The organism is Polaromonas sp. SP1, assembly GCF_003711205.1.
GTDB lineage: Bacteria > Pseudomonadota > Gammaproteobacteria > Burkholderiales > Burkholderiaceae_C > Polaromonas.
The window spans coordinates 2,861,780-2,884,766 of record NZ_CP031013.1 but is presented as its reverse complement, the minus strand read 5'-3'; the positions used below and the strand labels follow the sequence as shown (position 1 = coordinate 2,884,766).

The 22,987-nt window shown below is 64.0% G+C and carries 19 protein-coding genes; 14 read left to right on the top strand and 5 right to left on the bottom strand.

Annotated features, from left to right (window positions below):
* Positions 1 to 31 precede the first annotated feature (31 nt).
* Both DT070_RS13730 and DT070_RS13725 read right to left on the bottom strand, forming a co-directional pair.
* Complete coding sequence (locus tag DT070_RS13730) at positions 32 to 1,267, bottom strand: pyridoxal phosphate-dependent aminotransferase (RefSeq protein ID WP_255416871.1); 1,236 nt, start codon at positions 1,265 to 1,267, stop codon at positions 32 to 34.
* 24 nt (positions 1,268 to 1,291) lie between these two features.
* Positions 1,292 to 2,569: a branched-chain amino acid ABC transporter substrate-binding protein gene (locus DT070_RS13725; protein ID WP_122955907.1), complete on the bottom strand. Its 1,278-nt coding sequence runs from the start codon at positions 2,567 to 2,569 to the stop codon at positions 1,292 to 1,294.
* Between the two features lie 141 nt (positions 2,570 to 2,710).
* On the opposite strand from DT070_RS13725, the gene DT070_RS13720 reads away from it, so the two are divergent.
* Positions 2,711 to 3,121 carry an Hsp20/alpha crystallin family protein gene (locus DT070_RS13720; RefSeq protein WP_122955906.1) on the top strand — a complete coding sequence of 137 codons (411 nt, stop codon included), beginning with the start codon at positions 2,711 to 2,713 and terminating at the stop codon, positions 3,119 to 3,121.
* Positions 3,122 to 3,221: 100 nt separating this feature from the next.
* On the opposite strand, the gene tsaD is transcribed toward DT070_RS13720, so the two are convergent.
* Positions 3,222 to 4,265: a tRNA (adenosine(37)-N6)-threonylcarbamoyltransferase complex transferase subunit TsaD gene (gene tsaD / locus DT070_RS13715; RefSeq protein ID WP_122955905.1), complete on the bottom strand. Its 1,044-nt coding sequence runs from the start codon at positions 4,263 to 4,265 to the stop codon at positions 3,222 to 3,224.
* A 90-nt stretch (positions 4,266 to 4,355) separates the two neighbouring features.
* Between tsaD and DT070_RS13710 the strand changes: the two genes are divergently transcribed.
* The 13 genes from DT070_RS13710 to DT070_RS13650 all read left to right on the top strand — a co-directional run bounded on the left by DT070_RS13710 (position 4,356) and on the right by DT070_RS13650 (position 20,633).
* Positions 4,356 to 5,567, top strand: a complete 1,212-nt coding sequence (locus DT070_RS13710) for a nitrate regulatory protein (RefSeq protein ID WP_122957405.1) — start codon at positions 4,356 to 4,358, stop codon at positions 5,565 to 5,567.
* A 345-nt stretch (positions 5,568 to 5,912) separates the two neighbouring features.
* Positions 5,913 to 7,169 carry a CmpA/NrtA family ABC transporter substrate-binding protein gene (locus DT070_RS13705; protein WP_122957404.1) on the top strand — a complete coding sequence of 419 codons (1,257 nt, stop codon included), beginning with the start codon at positions 5,913 to 5,915 and terminating at the stop codon, positions 7,167 to 7,169.
* A gap of 25 nt (positions 7,170 to 7,194) precedes the next feature.
* Complete coding sequence (ntrB, locus tag DT070_RS13700; protein ID WP_122955904.1) at positions 7,195 to 8,157, top strand: nitrate ABC transporter permease; 963 nt, start codon at positions 7,195 to 7,197, stop codon at positions 8,155 to 8,157.
* A gap of 108 nt (positions 8,158 to 8,265) precedes the next feature.
* Positions 8,266 to 9,078, top strand: coding sequence for an ABC transporter ATP-binding protein (locus DT070_RS13695; protein ID WP_122955903.1), 813 nt, complete (start codon positions 8,266 to 8,268; stop codon positions 9,076 to 9,078).
* 48 nt (positions 9,079 to 9,126) lie between these two features.
* Positions 9,127 to 11,574 carry a nitrite reductase large subunit NirB gene (gene nirB / locus DT070_RS13690; protein WP_122955902.1) on the top strand — a complete coding sequence of 816 codons (2,448 nt, stop codon included), beginning with the start codon at positions 9,127 to 9,129 and terminating at the stop codon, positions 11,572 to 11,574.
* A 23-nt stretch (positions 11,575 to 11,597) separates the two neighbouring features.
* The gene (gene nirD / locus DT070_RS13685) at positions 11,598 to 12,020 is read left to right on the top strand and encodes a nitrite reductase small subunit NirD (protein ID WP_122955901.1); all 423 of its coding nucleotides are present in this window, start codon (positions 11,598 to 11,600) and stop codon (positions 12,018 to 12,020) included.
* A 22-nt stretch (positions 12,021 to 12,042) separates the two neighbouring features.
* On the top strand, positions 12,043 to 14,931 hold the full coding sequence (locus DT070_RS13680) for a nitrate reductase (protein WP_122955900.1): 2,889 nt from the start codon (positions 12,043 to 12,045) through the stop codon (positions 14,929 to 14,931).
* A gap of 243 nt (positions 14,932 to 15,174) precedes the next feature.
* On the top strand, positions 15,175 to 16,098 hold the full coding sequence (gene ybiB / locus DT070_RS13675) for a DNA-binding protein YbiB (protein WP_122955899.1): 924 nt from the start codon (positions 15,175 to 15,177) through the stop codon (positions 16,096 to 16,098).
* The gene (gene cobA / locus DT070_RS13670) at positions 16,095 to 16,862 is read left to right on the top strand and encodes a uroporphyrinogen-III C-methyltransferase (protein WP_122955898.1); all 768 of its coding nucleotides are present in this window, start codon (positions 16,095 to 16,097) and stop codon (positions 16,860 to 16,862) included. The genes ybiB and cobA overlap by 4 nt, the downstream gene beginning before the upstream one ends.
* 82 nt (positions 16,863 to 16,944) lie before the next feature.
* Positions 16,945 to 18,069, top strand: a complete 1,125-nt coding sequence (locus DT070_RS13665) for a sterol desaturase family protein (protein ID WP_122955897.1) — start codon at positions 16,945 to 16,947, stop codon at positions 18,067 to 18,069.
* Positions 18,070 to 18,204: 135 nt separating this feature from the next.
* Entirely contained in the window at positions 18,205 to 19,476 is a 1,272-nt protein-coding gene (locus DT070_RS13660) for an NAD(P)/FAD-dependent oxidoreductase (protein WP_240642551.1), read from the top strand.
* A 368-nt stretch (positions 19,477 to 19,844) separates the two neighbouring features.
* On the top strand, positions 19,845 to 20,057 hold the full coding sequence (gene rpsU, locus DT070_RS13655; RefSeq protein ID WP_007872347.1) for a 30S ribosomal protein S21: 213 nt from the start codon (positions 19,845 to 19,847) through the stop codon (positions 20,055 to 20,057).
* Between the two features lie 126 nt (positions 20,058 to 20,183).
* Positions 20,184 to 20,633, top strand: a complete 450-nt coding sequence (locus DT070_RS13650) for a GatB/YqeY domain-containing protein (RefSeq protein ID WP_122955895.1) — start codon at positions 20,184 to 20,186, stop codon at positions 20,631 to 20,633.
* Positions 20,634 to 20,640: 7 nt separating this feature from the next.
* Here the strand turns inward: DT070_RS13650 and DT070_RS13645 are convergent, their stop codons facing one another.
* The gene (locus DT070_RS13645) at positions 20,641 to 21,540 is read right to left on the bottom strand and encodes a DMT family transporter (RefSeq protein ID WP_122955894.1); all 900 of its coding nucleotides are present in this window, start codon (positions 21,538 to 21,540) and stop codon (positions 20,641 to 20,643) included.
* A gap of 29 nt (positions 21,541 to 21,569) precedes the next feature.
* Complete coding sequence (pmbA, locus tag DT070_RS13640; RefSeq protein WP_122955893.1) at positions 21,570 to 22,973, bottom strand: metalloprotease PmbA; 1,404 nt, start codon at positions 22,971 to 22,973, stop codon at positions 21,570 to 21,572.
* Positions 22,974 to 22,987 lie beyond the last annotated feature (14 nt).

The following is a 22,987-nucleotide window of genomic DNA, read 5'->3' as shown; positions in this document are numbered from 1 at the left end:
AGAGCCTTGGATTATAGCCTGAAGAACGGGCTCAGGCCCCAAGCCAGCGCCTGAGGCGCTCCACCCCCTGCCCCAGCCTGGCGACGTCCTGGCTGGCGAAACACCAGCGCAGCCAGCCCTGGGCCTCGGGCCCCGGGTTGACCATAAAGGCATTGCCCGGCGCCAGGCCCAGCCCGGCCTCCACCACCAGCCGCTTGGCCGTTTCCAGCGAGACGCCGAAGCGAGTGGGGTCTGAGGGGTCCTCCAGCCGGAAAAAGGCGTACATGCCGCCTTTGGCCGGCGCCAATTGGACGCCCGGCACCGCCTGAAGCAGCGGCACCAGGGTGTCCCGGCAGGTTTTCAGGTGGGCCACCACCCGGGGGGTGATGTCGGCGGTGCGTTCAATCGCCACCAGCCCGGCCCGCTGCACGAACACCGGCGCGCAGGAGGTATTGAACTCCACCAGCTTGCCCATGTGAGGCGTCATGGTGGCCGGCATCACCAGCCAGCCCAGGCGCCAGCCGGTCATCAAAAAGCTCTTGGAAAAGCTGTGAACGACCACCAGGCGGTCGTCCGGCGCCGCTATATCGAGAAAACTGGGCGCACAGCCATTGGGCGTGGGTTCGTAATACAGCCGCTCATACACCTCGTCAGCCAGGATCCAGGTACCGGTTTTTCGGCAATGCGCCAGGATGGCCTCCTGCTCGGCGCGCGACAGGGTCCAGCCCGTGGGGTTGTTGGGCGCGTTGACGATCAGCAGCCTGGTTTTAGGCGTGATGGCGGCCAGCAATTCGGCCACGTCCAGCCGCCACTCGCCTGCCACCGGCCTGAGGCTGACGCATCGGACCTGCGCGCCCATGATGGCCGGCTGGGCCGTCAGATTGGGCCAGACCGGTGTCACGGCCACCACCTCGTCGCCCGCATCCACCAGCGCCTGCACCGCCAGCATCAGCGCATTGACGCCGCCCGAGGTCACCGCAATGCGCTCAGCCGTGATAGGCGCGGCACCGGCGCAGCGCAGGCCTGTGGCATAGGCGGCAATCGCCTCCCGCAACTCGGGCAGGCCCAGGTTGTGCGCATAAAAAGTCTCGCCCTGCTGCAGCGAAGTGGCCGCCGCATCGCGGATAAACGCCGGCGTCACTTCATCGCTCTCGCCAAACCAGAACTTGAGCACATCAGTGCGCCCCATGCCGGCATTGGCCACCTGGCGGATCATGGATTCTTCAAGGTTTAAAACGGCCTGTCTCATGGGAGTGTTTCGATCTGCCTGCCGGCGTCTGTCAGTAATGAAAGATGAAAGCGATGTGCGGGTTCAGGGCCGGACCATCTTGCAGCTGTTCGGCTGCTCGGCCCGCTCCGGCGAAATCGTCTTGATGACGCGAAAGCCGTAGCCCGAGCCTTCCACATCAAACTTCACCCCCGGCGAGCCCTGCTTGCCCATCAGCGCCACCAGCAGCGGCTGCTGGAACTGGTGGTCCGCCGCGCGCATCACGCCCTTGTGGCCCGCAAAGGTGACCGTGCTGCGCTCCATCTGCGCCGCCACCGCACCGGCGTCGGCGCTGCCCGCCTTGTCGATACTTTGGGCCAGTGACTCCATCATGAGCTGCATGCGCATGTGAACATAGTCGTCCTGCGGTTTGGGAAAGCGCTGGCGGAAGGATTGGTAGAAGGCCTCGGACTGCGCGCCCGGCTCATTGGGGAACCAGTCTGCCACCGCCACCACCTTGCCCACACCCGCATCGCCCAGCGCACCCGGCACGCCGAGCGCGTTGCCGTAGAAGGTGTAGAACTTGCCTTCGTAACCGACCTCTTTGGCGGCCTTGATCAGCAGCGTCAGGTCGTTGCCCCAGTTGCCCGTCAGCACCGCCTGCGCACCGCTGGCCTTGATCTTCACGGCGTAGGGAATGAAGTCCTTGACGCGGCCGAGCGCATGCAACTCGTCGCCCACGACCTGCACATCCGGGCGCTGCACACCGAGCTGCTTGCGCGCTTCGCGCAGCACGGCCTGGCCGAAGCTGTAGTCCTGGCCGATCAGGTAAATGCTTTTGAGCGCCTTGTCGTCCTTGAGTACATCCATCAGCGCCGCCATGCGCATATCGGCATGTGCGTCAAAACGGAAATGCCAGTAGCTGCATTTCTCGTTCGTCAGGATCGGGTCGACCGCCGAGTAATTGAGGAACAGCACGCGCTTGTTCGGCTCGCGCTCGTTGTGTTTGTTGATGGCGTCGATCAGCACGGCGGCAATCGCCGACGAGTTGCCCTGCGCAATGATGGTCACCCCGTCATCAATGGCTGAGCGCAGTGCCGCCAGCGCTTCTTCGTTCTGGCCCTTGTTGTCGTAGCGCTCAATGACCAGGTTGCGCGGCCCGCCCGCGAGCTTCACGCCGCCGCGCGCATTCACGCGCTCGGTGGCCCAGACCAGGTTGCGGAACACCGCTTCACCGGTGTTGGCGAAAGCGCCTGACATGCTTTCGATGAGCGCAATACGAACAGGTGCCGGCACCGGCGCCTGGGCGGCCGTCTGCGCGCCGGCGCCCAGCGAGGCGCCGAGACATAGGGCCGCGAACAGGCGTTTCAAGTGTTTCTGCATAAAAAAATAGCCTCTTGCTTTCGCATGGGTAAACCTTGAATAAACCGCCCCTACACCTAACTGGTGTGCATGCGGCAATCACGGTGAGCGCCGCGCAGTGTAAGGGGAAAACGCCCCTTGTTAACCCATCAAGGAACAGCCATGTTTTACTCTCTCGCCCATCGCCCCGCCCGCGCCTTTCATCGTCACTACGCCCCTGTCGTGAGCAACGGCGCCCTGGAAAACTTCCTCAACGACACCTTCTCTTCGCTGTCTGACACCGGCGCCGTTACCACCGCCAAGGCCGCAAGCGTGGAAGACCAGGAAAAAGCCTACACCCTGCAACTCGACGTGCCCGGCCTGGCCCGCGAGCAACTGGACATCAGCATCGAAGGCGATGTGGTTCGCATTGCCAGCAAAGAAGAAGCAAGCCGCAAGGTCAAGGCCGCATGGCGCTTCCCGCTGGAAATCGACACCGCCAACAGCTCGGCCAAACTCGAGAACGGTGTGTTGACCTTGACGCTGGGCAAGAAGATCCCGGTCAGCAACGTGACGCGCCTCGACATTCAATAACCCATTGATCGATCGGGCCGTGAATCAGTTCCTGCCAGCATGAGCCGTGGAACCGGCTTTGCCGGGCCACAGGCGGGCGGCCCCCTCGGGGGGCAGGGAGCTACGCAGAGCGAGCGACCGTGGGGGCCAGTTCCCAGCGCGGCTTCACGTCAAACGTGTAGCCGCCTTTGAGCGTTTCAAGCCCCGCCTGCAGGCGCATGCCGGCCGCCAGCGCAATCATCGCGCCGTTGTCGGTGCACAAATGCAGTTCGGGGTAATGCACACGAATGCCGCGTTGTTTGCACACGGCGTTGAGCTGGCTGCGCAGCAGTGCATTGGCGCCCACGCCACCGGCCACCACCAGGCGTTTCAGCCCGGTTTGCGTCATGGCTGCCAATGATTTTTTCACCAGCACTTCCACAATCGCCGCTTGCGTAGACGCCGCCAAATCGGCCTTGCGGCTTTCCAGGTCAGGCCCCAGTTTTTTGGCCTGCGTCAGCACCGCAGTTTTCAGCCCGGCAAATGAAAAATCCAGGTCGCCGCTGTGCAGCAAGGGCCGCGGCAACTTGAAGGCCGCGCCGTCACCGCCTTGAGCCAGCTTCGACAAATGCGGCCCGCCGGGATAGGGCAAGCCCATCAGCTTGGCCGACTTGTCAAAGGCCTCACCGGCCGCGTCATCAATGGTTTCGCCCAGCAACTCGTAGCTGCCCACGCGGTCCACCCGCATCAGCTGGGTGTGGCCGCCGGACACCAGCAGCGCCACAAAAGGAAACTCCGGCGGGTCGGCGCTCAGGAAGGGCGACAGCAAATGCCCCTCGAGGTGATGCACGCCCATCGCCGGCTTGCCCAGCGCCGCCGCCAGCGAGCAGGCCACGCCCGCGCCCACCAGCAACGCGCCCGCCAGGCCGGGGCCGCGCGTGTACGCCACCACATCGACCAGTGCCAGGCTGCTGCCCGCCTCCGCCATCACCTGGTGCGTCAGGGGCAAGACGCGCCGGATATGGTCGCGGCTGGCCAGCTCAGGCACCACGCCGCCATACGCCTGGTGCATGTCGATCTGGCTGAACAGCGCGTGCGACAGCAGCCGCGGCACGCCGCTGCCGCCGGCATCCACCAGCGCCACGCCCGTTTCATCACAAGAAGACTCGATTCCCAATACCAGCATGCCGGCAAGTGTAAAGTGTCCCTCAGGGCCCAGCCCCTTGCAGGGTCTTGCGGCACGGATGTTGCTGCTCTTGCAAAAAACGCCCCCATGATGAAGTCCGGACTCAGTTTTCTTGTTGCTGCGCGCCAATGCGAAATCGGCGAACTCGAGCAGCTCGCGCTCACCAGCGAGCTGGTCAATGCCATTGGCCGCCTGATCCATGCACTGCAAAAGGAACGGGGCATTTCCAATGTATTTCTGGGCTCGCAGGGCACCCGCTTTGCCGACCAGCGCGCGCAGCAGGTTGCCGAGTGCGAGCGTGTCCAGCAGTTCGTGCGCACGCATTTCGACGCGCTGGACACCGACCCTTCCCGCGTGCGTAACGGCGCGCGCCTCTTCAGCCGCATCGCGTTTGTGCTGCACGCGCTGGATGCCCTGCCGGCGCTGCGCCAGCGCGTCAGCACCCAGGCAACCACGGCCGACGAGTCCACCACAAGCTTCTCGCGGCTGATTGCCGGCTTGCTGGTGGTTGTCTTCGAGGCGGCCGACAGCGCCACCGACCCCGAGATTTCCCGTGCGCTGGTGGCCATGTTCAACTTCATGCAGGGCAAGGAGTTTGCGGGACAGGAGCGTGCCTGCGGCGCCGCCACCTTCGCTTCGGGCCATACGGACGCCGCGCGCCAGCAGCAGTGGCAGCACCTGATTGAATCGCAGGAGCGCTGCTTCGAGGTGTTCACCGATTTTGCGGATCCGGCCGTGCTGAACGCCTGGATCGCCCTGCAGGCGGTTGAATCCATCGCTGAACTGGAGCGCCTGCGCCGCACAGGCTGCACCCCGAATGCCGGTGGCAGGCTGGACGCCAACCTGAGCCAGACCTGGTTTGACTGCTGCACGCAGCGCATCGACGCGATGAAAACCGTAGAAGACCTGCTCGCGGCCAACCTGCGCGGGCTGTGCGAACGCAAGATCGCCCAGGCACATGCCGAACTGCGCGACCAGAAAGCCATCCTGGATGAACTCTCGCGCCAGGCCGACACAGGCCCGCACGCCCCCGCGCACTACGGGCCCCAGCTGGAACGCTCCATCCTCGGCCTGGTGCAGGAGCAGGCCCATCGCCTGCAGGTCATGAGCGACGAACTTGAGACCGTACGGGCCGCACTCAACGAGCGCAAGGTGGTGGAACGCGCCAAAGGCCTGCTGATGGCCACCCGCAAGCTCAGCGAAGACGATGCCTACAAGATGCTGCGGCAAACCGCCATGAGCCAAAACCGCCGGCTGCTGGACGTGGCCGAATCCGTGCTGGCGATGGCCGACTACCTTTAACGCCGCCGCCAATCTCCTGCTGCACTGCACAAATGCCGTGCCTGAATCGCCGCCGCGCACCACCTTGGGTAGCGCCTGGCGACATCCCAAACCCCCCCGCTTTTTTCCCAAGCGCTTGTTTCCAAAAGGAAATTTCGCGCCGCCTTGCCAAGTCAACAGCTGGCACGTTTTCTGCTTGATTCACTGCCATGGCAGGACCAAAGACGGTCCCGCAGCAAGTCTTTCGAGGCTTGTCCAGGACAACGGCGTCCATCTCTTTACCCGCTTCGTGCAGGTGACCAGATGGACGCCGTTTTGTTTTTCAGCCAGGTTTTTCTTCTTCTTTTTTGCCTCCAGGAGTTCAACATGACGCAGCAGTCTTATGGCCCTCTCAAACCCGCCCGCCGCGACTTCATCAAAAAAGCCGGCGCCGCCGGCAGCGCTGCGCTGTTTACCGGCATGCTTCCGGGCGGCGCCTGGGCGGCAGGCTCGGACGCACCTGAAAAGAAAGAAGTCAAGATCGGCTTCATTCCCCTGACCGACTGCGCCTCAGTGGTGATGGCCTCGGTGCTGGGGATCGACCAGAAATACGGCGTCAAGATCATCCCCACCAAAGAAGCCAGCTGGGCCGGCGTGCGCGACAAGCTGGTCAACGGCGAGCTGGACTTCGCCCACGTGCTCTACGGCCTGATCTACGGCGTGCACATGGGCACCGCCGGCCCCAAGAAAGACATGGCCGTGCTGATGACCCTCAACAACAACGGCCAGGCCATCACGTTGTCCAAAAAACTCGCCGACAAGGGCGCCGTCGACGGCGCCGGACTTGCGAAACTGATGGCGAGCGACAAGCGCGAATACACCTTCGCACAGACCTTCCCCACCGGCACGCACGCGATGTGGCTGTACTACTGGCTGGCGGCCAACGGCATCAACCCGATGAAGGACGCCAAGGTCATTACCGTGCCGCCCCCGCAAATGGTGGCCAACATGCGCGTGGGCAACATGGACGGCTACTGCGTGGGTGAGCCCTGGGGCCACCGCGCCATCATCGACGGCATCGGCGTGACCGCCGTGACCACCCAGGACATCTGGAAGGATCACCCTGAAAAAGTGCTGGGCACCACTGCCGAGTTTGTACAGAAATACCCCAACACCGCGCGCGCCGTCACCGCCGCCATCATCGAGGCCGGCAAATGGATTGACGCCAGCCTCACCAATAAAAACAAGATGGCCGAGACCGTGGCCGACAAGAGCTACGTCAACACCAGCGTCGACGCCATCAACCAGCGCATCCTGGGCCGCTACCAGAACGGCATGGGCAAGACCTGGGACGACCCGAACTACATGAAGTTCTACAACGACGGCGCGGTGAGCTTCCCTTACCTGTCCGACGGCATGTGGTTCCTCACGCAGCACAAGCGCTGGGGCCTGATCAAGGAGCACCCGGACTACCTTGGCATCGCCAAAACGATCAACCAGATCGACATCTACAAAGAGGCCGCCACCGCCGCCAAAGCAAGTGTTCCGAAGGACGTGATGCGCACCAGCAAGCTGCTCGACGGCACGGTCTGGGACGGCAAGGACCCGAAAAAGTACGCGGACTCTTTCAAGATCCGCGCCTGAGCTGGATTACCCCAAGGAGAACACCATGGTCAGCGCCGTCTTCCACAGCCCGCTTGAAGCAGCCACACCCGCAGCCCGCAGCGGGGACAAACCCAGAGAGCCGGCTGCTACATATTTGATAGCGGCACCACAAGATAAAACGCGGGCTACAGCCCGAAATGACATGAAAACCAGCACGCCGGCCGTGGCCGCCAAACCCCCGCGAGACTTCTCCTATCTCTGGCTGGGCATCCTGCCTCCACTGCTCGGCCTGGGCTTGCTGGTGCTGGTCTGGGAGCTGGTCTTCATGGGAACGGCAGGCAGCATCCCTTCGCCCAAAGATACGTTTGCCCAGGCGGTGCAGATCTTCAGCGACCCGTTCTACAGCAAGGGCCCCAACGACCAGGGCGTCGGCTGGAACGTGCTGTCTTCGCTCAAACGCGTCGCCATGGGCTTCGGCATGGCGGCTGTCGTCGGCATCCCGGTCGGCTTCATGATCGGCCGCTTCAACTTTTTGAGCCGCATGTTCAACCCGCTGATCAGTCTCTTGCGCCCGGTCTCGCCGCTGGCCTGGCTGCCGATCGGGCTGCTGGTCTTCAAGGGCGCCAACCCGGCCGCCATCTGGACCATCTTCATCTGCTCGATCTGGCCCATGATCATCAACACCGCCGTCGGTGTGCAGCGCGTGCCGCAGGACTACATGAACGTGGCTCGCGTGCTCAACCTCAGCGAATGGAAGATCGTCACCAAGATCCTCTTCCCCGCCGTACTGCCCTACATGCTGACCGGCGTGCGCCTGGCCGTCGGCACCGCCTGGCTGGTCATCGTCGCAGCCGAGATGCTGACCGGCGGCGTCGGCATCGGCTTCTGGGTCTGGGACGAGTGGAACAACCTCAACGTCAAGAACATCATCATCGCGATCTTTGTGATCGGCATCGTCGGCCTGTTGCTGGAGTTCGCGCTCATCAAGCTGGCCACGGCCTTCACCTTCGAAGAAGTCAAAAACTAGAAATAACGTTCCCCCCGAAGCGCCTTCGGCGCCTCCCCCTCAGGGGGCACCACTTGCGGCCCGGCAAAGCCGGTTCCGCGGTGGTCCTCCTAAAAACCGGAGCACATCATGAGCGAATCTTTCAGCAGCAAGTACATCGAAATCCAGGGCGTCGAGCAAACCTTCAAAACGAAGAAGGGCCCGTTCTGCGCACTGCAAAACGTCAATCTCACGGTCGCCAAGGGCGAGTTCGTCGCGCTGATCGGCCACTCCGGCTGCGGCAAATCCACCCTGCTCAACCTGATCGCCGGCCTGACCACGCCCACCCAGGGCACCCTGCTGTGCGCCAACCGCGAGATCGCCGGCCCCGGCCCCGAGCGCGCCGTGGTGTTCCAGAACCACTCGCTGCTGCCCTGGCTGACCTGCTTTGAAAACGTCTACCTCGCGGTCGAGCGCGTGTTCTCGGCCACCGAAAACAAGGCGCAACTCAAAGCCCGCACCGATGCGGCGCTGGCCATGGTCGGGCTGACCCCTGCCGCGCAAAAGCGCCCGGGCGAGATTTCCGGCGGCATGAAGCAGCGCGTCGGCATTGCCCGCGCACTGTCGATGGAGCCCAAGGTCCTGCTGCTTGACGAACCCTTCGGCGCCCTGGACGCCCTGACCCGCGCCAAGCTGCAGGACGAGCTGCTGCAGATCGTCGCCACCACCCAAAGCACGGTGGTCATGGTGACCCACGACGTGGACGAAGCCGTGCTGCTGAGCGACCGAATCGTGATGATGACCAACGGGCCCGCGGCCACCATTGGCGAGGTGCTGGCCATTGACCTGCCCCGCCCCCGCAACCGCGTGGACCTGGCCGAAAGCACCCAGTACCTGCACTACCGCAAGGCCGTCATCGACTTTTTGTACACGCGCCAGGCCCACGTGGAAAAAGCCGCTTGAGGGCGGCTTGCAGGCCTGCAAACACACCGAGACAACCAAGGAACCACGATGGACATGCGTGTCAAAAAACCCAAACTGGTGATGGTGGGCAACGGCATGGCCGGCGTGCGCACGCTGGAAGAGCTGCTCAAGGTCTCGCCCGACCTGTACGACATCACGGTCTTCGGCGCCGAGCCCCACCCCAACTACAACCGCATCCTGCTGTCGCCCGTGCTGGCCGGCGAGCAGACACTGGACGAGATCGTGCTGAACTCCTGGGACTGGTACAAGGACAACCACATCACGCTGCATGCCGGCAAAAAAGTGGTTGAGATCGACCGCATCAAGCGTGTGGTGCGCGCCGACGATGGCACGGAAGAGGAATACGACCGCCTGCTGATGTGCACCGGCTCCAACCCCTTCATCCTGCCGGTGCCGGGCAAAGACCTGCAAGGCGTGATCGCCTACCGCGACATCGCCGACACCAACGCGATGATCGATGCCGCGACGAAATACAAAAAAGCCGTCGTCATCGGCGGCGGCCTGCTGGGCCTGGAAGCGGCCAACGGCCTCATGCTGCGCGGCATGGAAGTGACCGTGGTTCACGTGATGCCCTGGCTGATGGAGCGCCAGCTCGACGACGTGGCGGGCAAGCTGCTGCAAAAGTCGCTGGAAGACCGCGGCCTCAAATTCCTCATCGGCGCGCAGACGCAAGAACTGACCGGCAATGAAGAAGGCCGCGTGAAGTCCATCAAATTCAAGGACGGCAGCGAAGTGGCCACCGACCTCGTGGTCATGGCGGTCGGCATTCGCCCCAATACGCAGCTGGCCGAATCCATGCGCCTGCATTGCAACAAGGGCATCGTCGTCAACGACACCATGCAGACCGTGACCGACGCGCGCATCTATTCCGTCGGCGAATGCGCGGCGCACCGCGGTATTGCCTACGGCCTGGTCGCGCCGCTGTTCGAGCAGGCCAAAGTAGCCGCCAACCACCTGGCGCAGTTCGGCATCGGCCGGTACTCGGGATCACTCACGTCGACCAAGCTCAAGGTCACCGGCATCGACCTCTTCAGTGCCGGCGAGTTCATGGGCGGCGAGGGAACCGAAGAGATCGTGATGAGCGACCCCTTCGGCGGTGTCTACAAAAAACTGGTCATCAAGGACGACAAGCTGGTGGGCGCCTGCCTGTACGGCGACACGGTGGACGGCAGCTACTACTTCAAGCTGCTGCGCGATGGCCGCAATGTCAGCGACATCCGCGACAAGCTGATTTTTGGCGAGTCCAACCTCGGCGATGCGGGCCATGAAGGCCAGAACAAGGCCGCGCTGATGGCCGACGACGCCGAAGTCTGCGGCTGCAACGGCGTCAACAAGGGCACCATCTGCAAAGCCATCAAGGAAAAAGGCCTGTTCACGCTCGATGAAGTGCGCAAGCACACCAAGGCCAGCGCCTCCTGCGGCTCGTGCACCGGGCTGGTCGAGCAAATCCTGATGTTCACCGCCGGCGGCGACTACTCGGCCACGCCCAAGCTCAAGGCCATGTGCGCCTGCACCGACCACGGCCACCAGGCAGTGCGTGACGCCATCCGCGCCAACAAGCTGCTCAGCATCTCCGACACCTTCAAGTTCATGGACTGGAAGACGCCCAACGGCTGCGCCACCTGCCGCCCCGCCGTCAACTACTACCTGATCAGCACCTGGCCCAAGCAGGCCAAGGACGACCCGCAAAGCCGTTTCATCAACGAACGCAGCCACGCCAACATCCAGAAAGACGGCACCTATAGCGTCATCCCGCGCATGTGGGGCGGTGAGACCACCGCGAGCGAGCTGCGCCGCATTGCCGACGCGGTCGACAAATACAAAATCCCAACCGTCAAGGTCACCGGCGGGCAGCGCATCGACTTGCTGGGCGTCAAAAAAGAAGACCTGCAGAACGTCTGGAAAGACATCGGCATGCCATCGGGCCACGCCTATGCCAAGGCCCTGCGTACGGTGAAAACCTGCGTGGGCAGCGAATGGTGCCGCATGGGCACGCAGGACAGCACGCAGATGGGCAAAGACCTGGAGCGCGCCATGTGGCGCATGTATGCACCGCACAAGGTCAAGTTTGCGGTGAGCGGCTGCCCGCGCAACTGCGCCGAGTCCGGCATCAAGGACGTCGGCATCATCGGCGTCGACTCGGGCTGGGAGATGTACATCGCCGGCAATGGCGGCATCAAGACGGAAGTGGCCCACTTCTTCACCAAGCTGAAGACGGCAGCCGAGGTGCTCGAATACACCGGCGCCTTCTGCGAGCTCTACCGCCAGGAGGGCTGGTACCTGGAGCGCACGGTGCACTACGTCAACCGCGTCGGCCTGGACTATGTGAAGAAAAAAATCCTCGAAGACCACGAAGGCCGCAAGGCGCTGTGGGAGCAGCTGCAGTTTGCGCTAGACGGTGAACCGGATCCCTGGTTTGACCTGAAAGAAGCGTCCGTGGACGCCCGTCAGTTCGAAAAACTCACGCCCGCCTGACCGGCCTGAATTGAGATATCACTATGTCTGAATGGAAGAAAATCTGCCTGGTCACCGACATCCCGGTGCTTGGCTCGCGGCGTGTCTCACGCGCCAAAGGTATTGATGTGGCTGTGTTCCGCAACGACCAGGACCAGGTGTTTGCGCTGCTGGACCGCTGCCCGCACAAGGGTGGACCGCTGTCGCAGGGCATTGTGTTTGGCACCAGCGTGGCCTGCCCCTTGCACAACTGGACGATAGGCCTGGCAGACGGCTGCGCCAAGCAACCTGACGAGGGCTGCACGCCCAGCTTCAGCTGCAAGGTGGATGCCGGCCAGGTGTTTCTGGACGCTGCCGAACTGGCCACGCTGGCGCTGGATTTGCAGCCGCCGCGCGCGGGCCCCGGCGCCTCTTCTGGCGCTTTGGGCGACGAAAGCTTTGCCGTGCAGGCGCCTCAAACGGCGTGAACGCAAGGCCTTTTGAGCATTCATGACTGAAACCCGATCAACGTGCCCCTATTGCGGTGTCGGCTGTGGGGTAATCATTCAATCGCAAGGCGACGAGATCACGGGCGTGCGCGGTGACCCGGATCACCCGGCCAACTTCGGGCGGCTGTGCACCAAGGGCTCAACACTGGCGCTCACGGCGACGGCGTCCGTCACCCGGCAGACACGCCTGTTGCAGCCGATGCGGCGCGAGCACCGTCATGAGGCGCCCAAGCCGGTGTCGTGGGACGGTGCCCTCGGTTTTGCCAGCGAAAGCTTTGCGCAAATCATCCGCGAGCACGGGCCCGATGCGGTGGGTTTTTATATTTCAGGCCAGTTGCTGACGGAAGACTATTACGTCTTCAACAAACTCGCCAAGGGCCTGATCGGCACCAACAATGTCGACACCAACTCGCGCCTGTGCATGAGCAGCGCGGTGGCCGGCTACAAACAGACGCTGGGCGCGGACGCGCCGCCCGCCTGCTACGACGACGTGAACCACGCGCAGTGCATTTTTATCGTCGGCAGCAACACGGCCTATGCACACCCCATCCTCTTTCGCCGCATTGAAGACGCCAGGGCGGCCAACCCGGCGCTGAAGATCATTTTTTGCGACCCGCGCCGCACTGACACGGCCGAGATCGCCGACCTTTACCTGGGCATACAGCCGGGCACCGATGTGTCGCTCTTTAACGGCATGCTGCACATCATGCTGTGGGAAGGCTGGACGGATGCCGCTTACATCGCGGCGCACACCACGGGCTTTGACGCGCTCAAGGCCACGGTGCGCGACTACACACCCGACCTGGTGGCCGAAACCTGCGGCATCAAAAAAGAAGACCTGCTGGCCGCCGCCAAACTTTTTGCGACCTCGGCCGCCACGCTGAGCCTGTATTGCCAGGGCCTGAACCAGTCGAGCAGCGGCACCGCCAAGAACGCCGCCCTCATCAACATGCACCTGGCCACCGGCCAGATCGGTAAACCCGGCGCGGGCCCCTTCTCGCTAACCGGCCAGCCCAATGCGATGGGCGGACGCGAAGTGGGCGGCCTGGCCAATCTGCTGAGCGCACACCGCGACCTGGCCAACCCCGATCACCGCGCCGAAGTGGCTGCGCTGTGGGGCATTCCTTCCGTGCCTGAAACACCGGGCAAATCCGCCGTCGAGATGTTCCAGGCTGCCGCCGACGGCGAAATCAAGGCGCTGTGGATTGCCTGCACCAACCCGGCCCAGTCTATGCCCGACCAGGCCACCGTGCGCCGCGCCATGGAGCGCGCCGAACTGGTGATCGTGCAGGAGGCCTTTTCCACCACGTCGAGCTGCGACTACGCCGACCTGCTGCTGCCGGCTACAACCTGGGGTGAAAAGATTGGCACGGTGACCAACAGCGAGCGCCGCATCAGCCGCGTGCGGCCGGCGGTGGCGGCGCCGGGCGATACGCGGCATGACTGGTCGATTGCGGTGGACTTTGCGCAGCGGCTTGAGAAGCTGCTGCCCAGCCGCGCGCCAGCCGGCGCCACCCTCTTCCCTTATTCAATCGCCGATGAAGCATCGGGCGCAGAAACCATCTGGAACGAACACCGCGAATCCACCCGCGGCCGCGACCTCGACATCACGGGCCTGAGTTATGCGCTGCTGGATGCAGCACCGCAGCAGTGGCCTTTCAAGCCTGGCGATACCGCCGGCAAGATCAGGCTGTATGAAGACGGCATCTTCCCCACCGCCGACGGCAAGGCCCGCTTTGTCAACACCGTTTACAAGCCGGTGGCCGAGCCGCGCGAATCGCGTTACCCTTTTTCCCTCACCACCGGCCGGCTGCGCGACCAGTGGCACGGCATGAGCCGCACCGGCACGCTGGGGCGTTTGTTCGGCCATGTGGCCGAGCCTTGCGTGCAGATGAATGCACAGGACATGGCGCGGCGCCTCTTGCAAGACGGCGACCTGGTGCATGTCACCTCCAAGCGCGGCTCCATCGTGGTGCCGCTGCAGGCCTCGCCAGAAGTGGCGGTGAGCCAGGCTTTTATCGCCATGCATTGGGGCGAAGAGTATTTGAGCGGGCAGTCCACCGGCGGCGCGCCGCTGGCAGGCGTCAACGCGCTCACCACCTCGGCGTATTGCCCCAGTTCCAAACAGCCGGAACTCAAACATGCCGCCGTCAAGATCCTCAAAGCAGACATGCCGTGGACGCTGCTGGCCATGGCCTGGCTGCCCGAGGGCGATGCGCTGACGGCGCGCGAGCAGCTCAAGCCGCTGATGGCGCAATTCCCCTTCACCAGCTGCGTGCCTTTTTCGAACAACACACCGCTGGCCGACCGCAGCCGCGAGCGCACCGGCGTGCTGTTTCGCGCTGCCAGCCATGAGGCGCCGCCGGACGAAACGCTGGCCGCGCTGGAACGCATCCTGGGCCTGGATGGGGCATACGTCCTGCGTTACGCCGATCGCAAAAAAGGCCAGCGCCGCACCATGCGCCTGGTGCGCAGCGGAGGCGATGCTCACCTCGCCGGCTTTGTACTCGCAGGGGACACCAGCGCCCAGGCCTGGATCAAAACCTTGCTGCAAGAAGAGTTGCCGGCACACACCTACGGCCGGCTGTTGCTGCTGCCAGGCGCAAAGCCACCGGTGGCGGTGCAGTCGCGCGGCAAGCCGGTGTGCACCTGCTTTAACGTCAGCGACATCGCCATTGACGAACACCTGTCGCTGCTGGCGGCCGGTGGCGGCGGCGCCGGCCACCTGGGCACCGATGAGGAGCGCCTGGCTTCGCTGCAAGCCGCGCTTAAATGCGGCACCAACTGCGGCTCATGTGTGCCGGAACTCAAACGCCGGGTGCGTTCAGCGCGCAACGACGCTGCGCCTTCAGCACCGCGCACCGTGATCCCAATACGTCAAGTGGCGTGAACTACGAGCGGTTTATGCAAAGGGCACCTCATTTTTCCGCCGGGCCGCCCCAAGGAAAAAACGGCCCCCGAGGGGCTGGAGCCTGCGGCTCCAAGCCTGCCCGCGCAGGCTTGGACAGGCGACAGAGGCGAAGCGTCTCGCGAGCCGCGGCCTGCAAGGCCTCGCGCCTTACACGCAGTGAAAAGCGTGGGGGCCCATTAGCTCATAACGAGAAGTTATCTGCGTTGGCGGACAATCACGTTTATGGGTATTAGCCAGTACATCAAGGAAATCGGCCGCGGCAAAGACGGCGCCCGCCCGCTGACGCGCGAGCAGGCAACGGACCTGATGGGCCAGGTGCTGGACGGCACCGTGACCGACCTGGAGATCGGCGGCTTTTGCCTGGCCATGCGCATCAAGGGTGAAACGCCTGAAGAGATGGCGGGTTTCCTCGATGCGCTGCACCAGCGCCTGAACCACCTGCCCGCCACAGGCAGCCCCACGGTGGTGCTGCCCAGCTACAACGGCGCACGCAAGCTGCCGGTGCTGACACCGCTGCTGGCGCTGCTGCTGGCGCGTGAAGGCGTTCCGGTGCTGATCCACGGCACGCCCACCGAGTCAAGCCGGGTTTTTGCATCAGAAGTGCTCCTGGCCCTTGGTGTACCTGCACTGACAGCTATTAAAAAGATAGCAAACGGCGAAGTGGCGTTTGCACCGACCGAGCTGCTGCTGCCGGCGCTCAAGCGCCTGCTGGACGTGCGCCGCGCCGTCGGCCTGCGCAACCCGGCGCACAGCCTCGTCAAGATCATGACGCCCTGCCTGGGCAAAAGCCTGGTGGTGAGCAGCTACACGCACCCCGAATACGCGGTGTCGATGGCGCAGACCTTTGAGCTGACGGGCGCCAATGCCCTGCTGCTGCGCGGCACCGAAGGCGAGGTGGTGGCCGACGCGCGACGCATGCCGCAGATGGACGCCTTTATCGGCGGGCAGCGCTCACTTCTGCAAGAGACGCAGGCCGGCACGCTGGCCTCCATTCCCGACTTCCCCAAGACGGTGGACGCAGCCGCCACGGCGGACTACATTCGCGCCGTATTGGCAGGCAGTGTGCCGGTGCCACCTTCGATTGCGCGGCAGGTGGAACACATCTTGCAATTGCTTCCTCAAATTCAAATCACCCCACGACCATGAACCACGGAAAAGTCACTCTCGTAGGCGCAGGCCCCGGCGATCCGGAACTGCTGACCCTCAAGGCCCTGAAGGCTATCCAGCACGCCACCGTGCTGCTGGTGGACGACCTGGTCAGCGACGAGATCGTGGCCTTTGCGCGGCCCGAGGCGCGCATTGTTTATGTGGGCAAGCGCGGCGGCTGCAAGTCCACGCCGCAAGCCTTTATTGAAAAGCTGATGCTGATGGCTGCCCGCGAAGGCGAAGACGTGGTGCGCCTCAAAGGCGGCGACCCCTTCATCTTTGGCCGCGGCGGTGAAGAGGTCGAACACCTTCGCGCTGCCGGCATCACGGTGCAAGTTATCAACGGCATCACTTCGGGCCTGGCCGCCGTCACCTCGCTGGGCGTGCCGCTCACGCACCGTGAGCATGCGCACGGCGTGGTGTTTGTCACCGGCCATGCCAAGCCGGGCGACACCGGCACCGACTGGAAAGCCCTGGCCGCCACGGCACACAGCGCACGCCTCACACTGGTGATCTACATGGGTGTCAGCGGCTCCGAGCGCATCCAGGACGAGCTGCTGTCGGGCCTGCCGGCCTCTACGCCGGTGGCCGTGATCCAGAGCGCCTCGCTGCCCACGCAGCGCCACATCACCACCACGCTGGGCGCACTGGCCGGCGCCATCCGCGAAGCCGGCATGGCCAGCCCCGCCGTCATCGTGGTGGGCGACGTGATCAGCGGCGTGGCGCTGGCCGCCTCGCACCCCGACGCCGTACGCGCCGCCTGAGCCGGCGACCGGGGCGGCAGGCCTCTTTGCGGCGGCGCCGCAGCTACACTCCCGAAGTCATACAACAACAGAGGGAACTGCGGTGCTCGACAAACTCAACGACCTGACAGAAAGCCACGGCGAGCTTCGCCCCGGCAGCGGCATCATGAGCGGCGTGATCGCCCTCAGCCTCGGCATCCTGTGCTTCCTGGGCGTGCTGGCTTTTCACTTCCCCGAATACCTCACCACGCCGCAGCTGCGCAAAAGCTACAACGTCGAGGTGATCCGCATCGTGATGCTGGCGGCGCTGGCGATCGCCGGTGGCATCTCGCTGGTCAACATCATCTTCAACCGCTCACGCTGGCTGGCCAGCGCCGGCTTTTTGCTGGTGGTGGCCACGGCCCTGCTGGGCGGCCACAAGGTGCCGGTGAACGACTTCGCCGACAACACGCCCTACATCGGCCTGGACTGGTTCATCCTCGACCTGCTGGGCTCGTCGCTGATCTTCATCTTCATCGAAAAGCTGTTTGCGCTGCGCAAGGACCAGCCGGTTTTTCGCGCCGAATGGCAAACCGACTTTCACCACTTCATCGTCAACCACATGATCGTGGGCTTTGTGCTGCTGGCGACCAATTTGCTGGTGCACAAGTTCTTCGGCTGGGCCGCCAACGACGGTATTCGCGGCTGGGTGCAGGACCTGCCTTTCTGGGGCGGCGTGCTGCTGATCGTGCTGGTGGCCGACCTGGTGCAGTACTGGACGCACCGCGCTTACCACGAGGTGCCGGTGCTGTGGCGCCTGCACGCGGTGCACCACAGCGCCAAAAGCATGGACTGGCTGGCCGGTTCGCGCCAGCACATCCTGGAACTGCTGATCACCCGCACGCTGATCCTGGCGCCCATCTACGTGCTGGGCTTTTCCAAGGAAGTGATCGACGCCTACATCGTGATCGTCGGCTTCCAGGCGGTCTTCAACCACTCGAACGTGAGCGTGCGCCTGGGCCCGCTGCGCTACATCATCGTCACGCCCAACTTCCACCACTGGCACCACAGCCAGGACCAGGAAGCGCTGGACCGCAACTACTCGGCGCATTACGCCTTTATCGACTACTTCTTCGGCACCGCCGTGAAGAGCACCAAGCTCTGGCCTGAGCGTTATGGTGTGCTGGGCGACTACGTGCCCAACGGTTTCCTCAAGCAGCTGAAGTTTCCGTTTACCTGGAAGGGTTAGGGACTTGGCCCCCACGCTTTTCGCTTCGCGTAATGCGCTGCCCCCCGGGGGGGCCGCCCGCCCTGCGGCCCGGCAAAGCCGGTTCCGCGGCTCATGCTGGCTGAAACTCGCGGAACGGCGAGCGGTGCTCTGAGCGTGCTCGTCCACTCATTCGATGTCGTGGTCATCGGCGCGGGCGCCGCCGGGCTGTTCTGCGCCGCGCAGGCCGGCCAACTGGGCCTGAAGGTGCTGCTGGTCGACCACAGCGAAAAAGTCGCCGAGAAAATCCGCATCTCGGGCGGCGGGCGCTGCAACTTCACCAACCGCGACGCCACGCCTGCGCAATTTTTGGGCGAAAACCCGCACTTCTGCCGCTCGGCCCTGTCGCGCTACACCCCGCAGGATTTCATCGAACTGCTGCAGCGCCACAACATCCCGTTCCACGAGAAGCACAAAGGCCAGCTGTTTTGCGACCGATCGGCCGAAGACATCATCAACATGCTGCTGGCCGAATGCGGCGCCGGCCAGGTCACGCGTTGGCAGCCCTGCGCCATCAAAAGCATCAAATATGCCTCCAGCCCAGACGTGGCCTTGGCAGGCAGCTATCAAATTGAGAGCGACCGCGGCTCCATCGAAGCGCCGCAGGTGGTGATCGCCACCGGCGGCCTGTCCATCCCCAAGATAGGCGCCACCGATTTCGGCTACCGCATCGCCAAACAATTCGGCCTGCGCCTGGTCGAGCCCCGCGCCGCGCTGGTGCCGCTGACCTTCGACGGCGAAGCCTGGGCGCCCTATGCCCAGTTGGCGGGCCTGGCGCTGCCGGTGCTGATCGAAACCAGCCCGGTTGACGCCACGCCCAAACAACGCAAAAAAGCCGTGGTGTTCTCCGAAGACCTGCTCTTCACCCACCGCGGCCTCAGCGGCCCCGCGGTGCTGCAAATCTCCAGCTTCTGGCGAGAAGGCCAGCCCATCCGCATCAACCTGGCCCCCGGCGTGGATTTGCCCGCCCTGCTGCTGCGCGCCAAGGCCACCTCCAAAAAACTGATCGCCAACGAACTCGCCACCCTGGTGCCCAGCCGCCTGGCCGACGCCTGGGTCAGCACCGACCCGGCGCTGCAAAAACCCATCAGCGAGGCGACCGACAAGGCGCTGCTAGGCCTCGCCCAGCGCCTGGCCGGCTGGGAACTCACCCCCAACGGCTCCGAAGGCTACAAAAAAGCCGAAGTCACCACCGGCGGCGTAGACACCCGCGACCTGTCCTCCCAAACCCTCGAATCCAGACAGCCAGGCCTCTATTTCATAGGCGAAGTCGTCGATGTCACCGGCTGGCTGGGCGGTTACAACTTCCAATGGGCCTGGGCTTCAGCGCACGCCTGCGCCCAGGCATTGAAAGCTAAAAGCACCCCCGTCCAGGCTCACTTCGTGTAGCCTGTTCCCCCTCAAGGGGGCGGCGCCTGGGGCCGGCGAAGCCGGACCCGCGGCCCCCACTGGTGAAATACCGTTACTGGTCCCGCCCAAAGAGCCCTTCAATCGAGCGGGGCACCGCGGAACCGGCTTTGCCGGGCCGCAGGTACCGTCCCCTGAAAGGGGAAAAGGGCTACACGCAGTGAGCCCGATAGGGGTGTGCTAAATTTTCGGTTTCGCCGGGCCACAGGCGGGCGGCCCCCTCGGGGGCAGGGAGTTACACGAAGTGAACGACCGTGGGGGTGCTATAATCTCAGGCTTTGCTAGCAAACCCGCGCCTGGCCTGATCCTGATCAGATCAATTAAGGCGCACCTTTTGGATCAACTGAACAATGACCACCATCCGTGTAAAAGACAATGAGCCCTTCGACGTGGCTCTGCGCCGTTTCAAGCGCACCATTGAAAAACTCGGCCTGCTGACCGACCTGCGCGCCCGCGAGTTTTACGAAAAGCCAACGGCTGAACGCAAGCGCAAGAAGGCAGCCGCCGTCAAGCGCAACTACAAGCGTATCCGCTCGATGCAACTGCCGAAAAAGCTGTACTAATCCTTTAGTACCGCCTCACGGCAAAAAAAGCCCGCACGAGGACGCTCTGCGGGCTTTTGTGTTTTTGGCCCCTCCCCAGCCCAGCCGATTCCGCCCCACCCGATTCGCCCTTCAGGAGCATCACCAATGTCCGCACTCAAAGACCAGATCACCGAAGACATGAAGACCGCCATGCGCGCCAAGGACAGCGAGCGCCTGGGCACCATCCGCCTGCTGCTGGCCGCCCTCAAGCAAAAAGAGGTCGATGAGCGTGTGGTGCTGGACGACGCGGCCGTGATCGCCATCGTCGACAAACTCATCAAGCAGCGCAAGGACTCGCTCGAAGCCTTCATCAAAGCCGAGCGAAAAGACCTGGCCGACAAGGAAGCGGCCGAACTCGTCGTGCTGCAGGCCTACCTGCCCGCGCGCCTGAGCGCCGACGAAGTCGCCACCGCCGTCAAAGCCATCGTGGCCGAACTGGGCGCCAGCGGCCCGGGCGACATGGGCAAGGTGATGGGCGCAGTCAAGGCCAAGCTCGCCGGCAAGGCCGATATGGGCCAGGTGTCGGCAGCCGTGAAGGCCGCGCTGGCCGGCTAAAAACGTCTTAGTGCCGCAGCAAAATCAGCGCGCAGCCCGTCACCGTCAACACCGCCCCGATCCACCCGCCCACCGCGGGCCGGCGGCGGTACACCCACCACAAGAGCGGCAGCAACATCACCGGCGTGACCGACGACAGCATGCCCACCATGCCAGCGCTGCCGTGCTGCAGCGCCTTGAGGATCAGGGTCATGCCCAGCGTCATGCCTAACGCAGCGCTGGCAAAGGTGTAGCCCAGGTCTACCCAGCGCGGCGACTGCGTGGCCTGCACCAGACGCCAGCCTGTCAGCAGCAGCAAGAGGTGCGCAGCCATGCTGCTGCTCATGCGCACGGCTGAGGCGGCCACCGGGTCCAGCCCGGTCTGCATGAGCGGCTTGAGCATCAAGGTGGCGACGGATTGCCCCAGCGCAGACAGCAAACCCAGGCCGACGCCGATGGCCAGCCGGCCTTTTGTGGCCTCCCATTGGTGCGATTCAGTGTCACGCCGGCCAAAAGCAATTGCCGTCATCACTCCACCCACCAGCAGGGCGCTGCCCAGCAAGCCCCAGCCCGACAGCGTTTCACCCAGAAACAGCCACGCGAGCACAGCGGAGAACAGCGCGTGGGTGGCAAACAGGATGCCTGAGCGCCGCGGTCCCAGGCGGTTCATGCAGGCAAACAACGCCGTGTCACCCACAAAAATCCCGATGAGGCCCGACAGGGCCAGCACCCCGGCGCCGTCCAGCTGCAGGCTGCGCCAGCTGCCGGTGGCCAGCGCCATGCCCCACAGCAGCACACAGGCAAAGGCCATGCGCCAGCGGCTGAAGGAAAAAGGCCCCATGCGGGCAACCGCGGTGGCCGACAGCAGGCTGGAGCAGGCCCAGGTAGCAGCCGCAACCAGCGCCAGCGTCTCGGCAGGCAGGGCCATCAGGAAAAGAGAAGCAGACCGGAAAGCGCTTAGCTTCCCGCCACCTTCATGCGGTTGACGAGGATGGAGCCCACGGTTTTGGCGCCGTAGTTGTAGGCGTCCGCGCCCACGGCCTCAATACCCATGAGCATGTCGCGCAGGTTGCCGGCGATGGTGATTTCTTCCACCGGGAAGGCGATGCGGCCGTTTTCAACCCAGAAGCCCGAAGCGCCGCGCGAATAGTCGCCCGTCACGTAGTTCACGCCCTGGCCCATCAGCTCGGTCACAAAAAGGCCGCGGCCCAGTTTGCGCAGCATGGCGTCCAGGTCGTCACCCGCGCGGGTGTGGCGGCTGGTCAGGGTGAGGTTGTGCGAGCCGCCGGCGTTGCCCGTGGTGCGCATGCCCAGCTTGCGGGCCGAATAGGTGCTGAGGAAGTAACCCTCAACGCGTCCGCCCTCCACCACCTGGCGCGCCTTGGTCTTCACGCCCTCTTCGTCAAAGGGCGCACTGCCCTTGCCTTTGCGCACATGCGGGTCTTCGGCGATGTCGATGTGTTTGGGGAAAGCCGCTTTGCCCAGGCTGTCGGCCAGGAAGGTGCTTTTGCGGTACAGCGCGCCGCCGCTCACGGCCTGCACAAAGCCGCCCAGAAGGCCTGCGGCCAGCGGCGACTCGAACAGCACCGGGCATTGCGTGGTCGGGATCTTGCGGCTCTTGAGCCGGGCCAGCGCGCGTTCGGCGGCGTAGCGGCCCACGGCCTCGGCGCCGGCCAGCTCGCCGGCGTCGCGCATGGAGCTGTACCAGGCATCACGCTGCATCTGGTCGCCCTTGCCGGCAATCGGGGCGACCGAAATGCTGTGGCGCGAGCTGGCGTAACCGCCGCGAAAGCCCTTGGTGTGGGCGCTGAAAAAATGGCTTTGCTGGGCCGACACGCCGGCGCCTTCGCTGTTGGTGATGAGGCGGGAGGTGCCCAGGGCGGCGGCCTCGCAGCGCAAGGCCAGCTGCGCGGCTTGTTCGGAGTCGATGGACCAGGGGTGAAAGAGATCCAGCGCCGGGTGCTGGCGCGCGATGTCGCGGTCGTCGGGCAGGCCCGAGGTTTCGTCTTCGGCCGTGAAGCGCGCGATGTCGTAGGCCGCTTTCACGGTCTGCTCGATGGCGGCTTTGGAGAAATCGCTGGTGGCGGCATTGCCGCGCTTTTTGCCGATGTAAACCGTGATGCCCAGCGACTTGTCGCGGTTGCGCTCCACGTTTTCCAGTTCGCCCTTGCGCACGCTGACCGACAGGCCGCAGCCTTCGGAAGCCTCGGCGGCGGCGTCCGTCGCGCCCAGTTTTTTGGCATGCGAGAGTGCGGTGTCGACAAGTTCCTCGAAAAAATCGCGGTGGTAGCTGAAGCCCGATTCGGGACGGGAAGCGCTGCGGGTTGCGCCGCCGGCGCGTGAGGAAGCTTTTTGGGTCATATGGGTAGCTATGA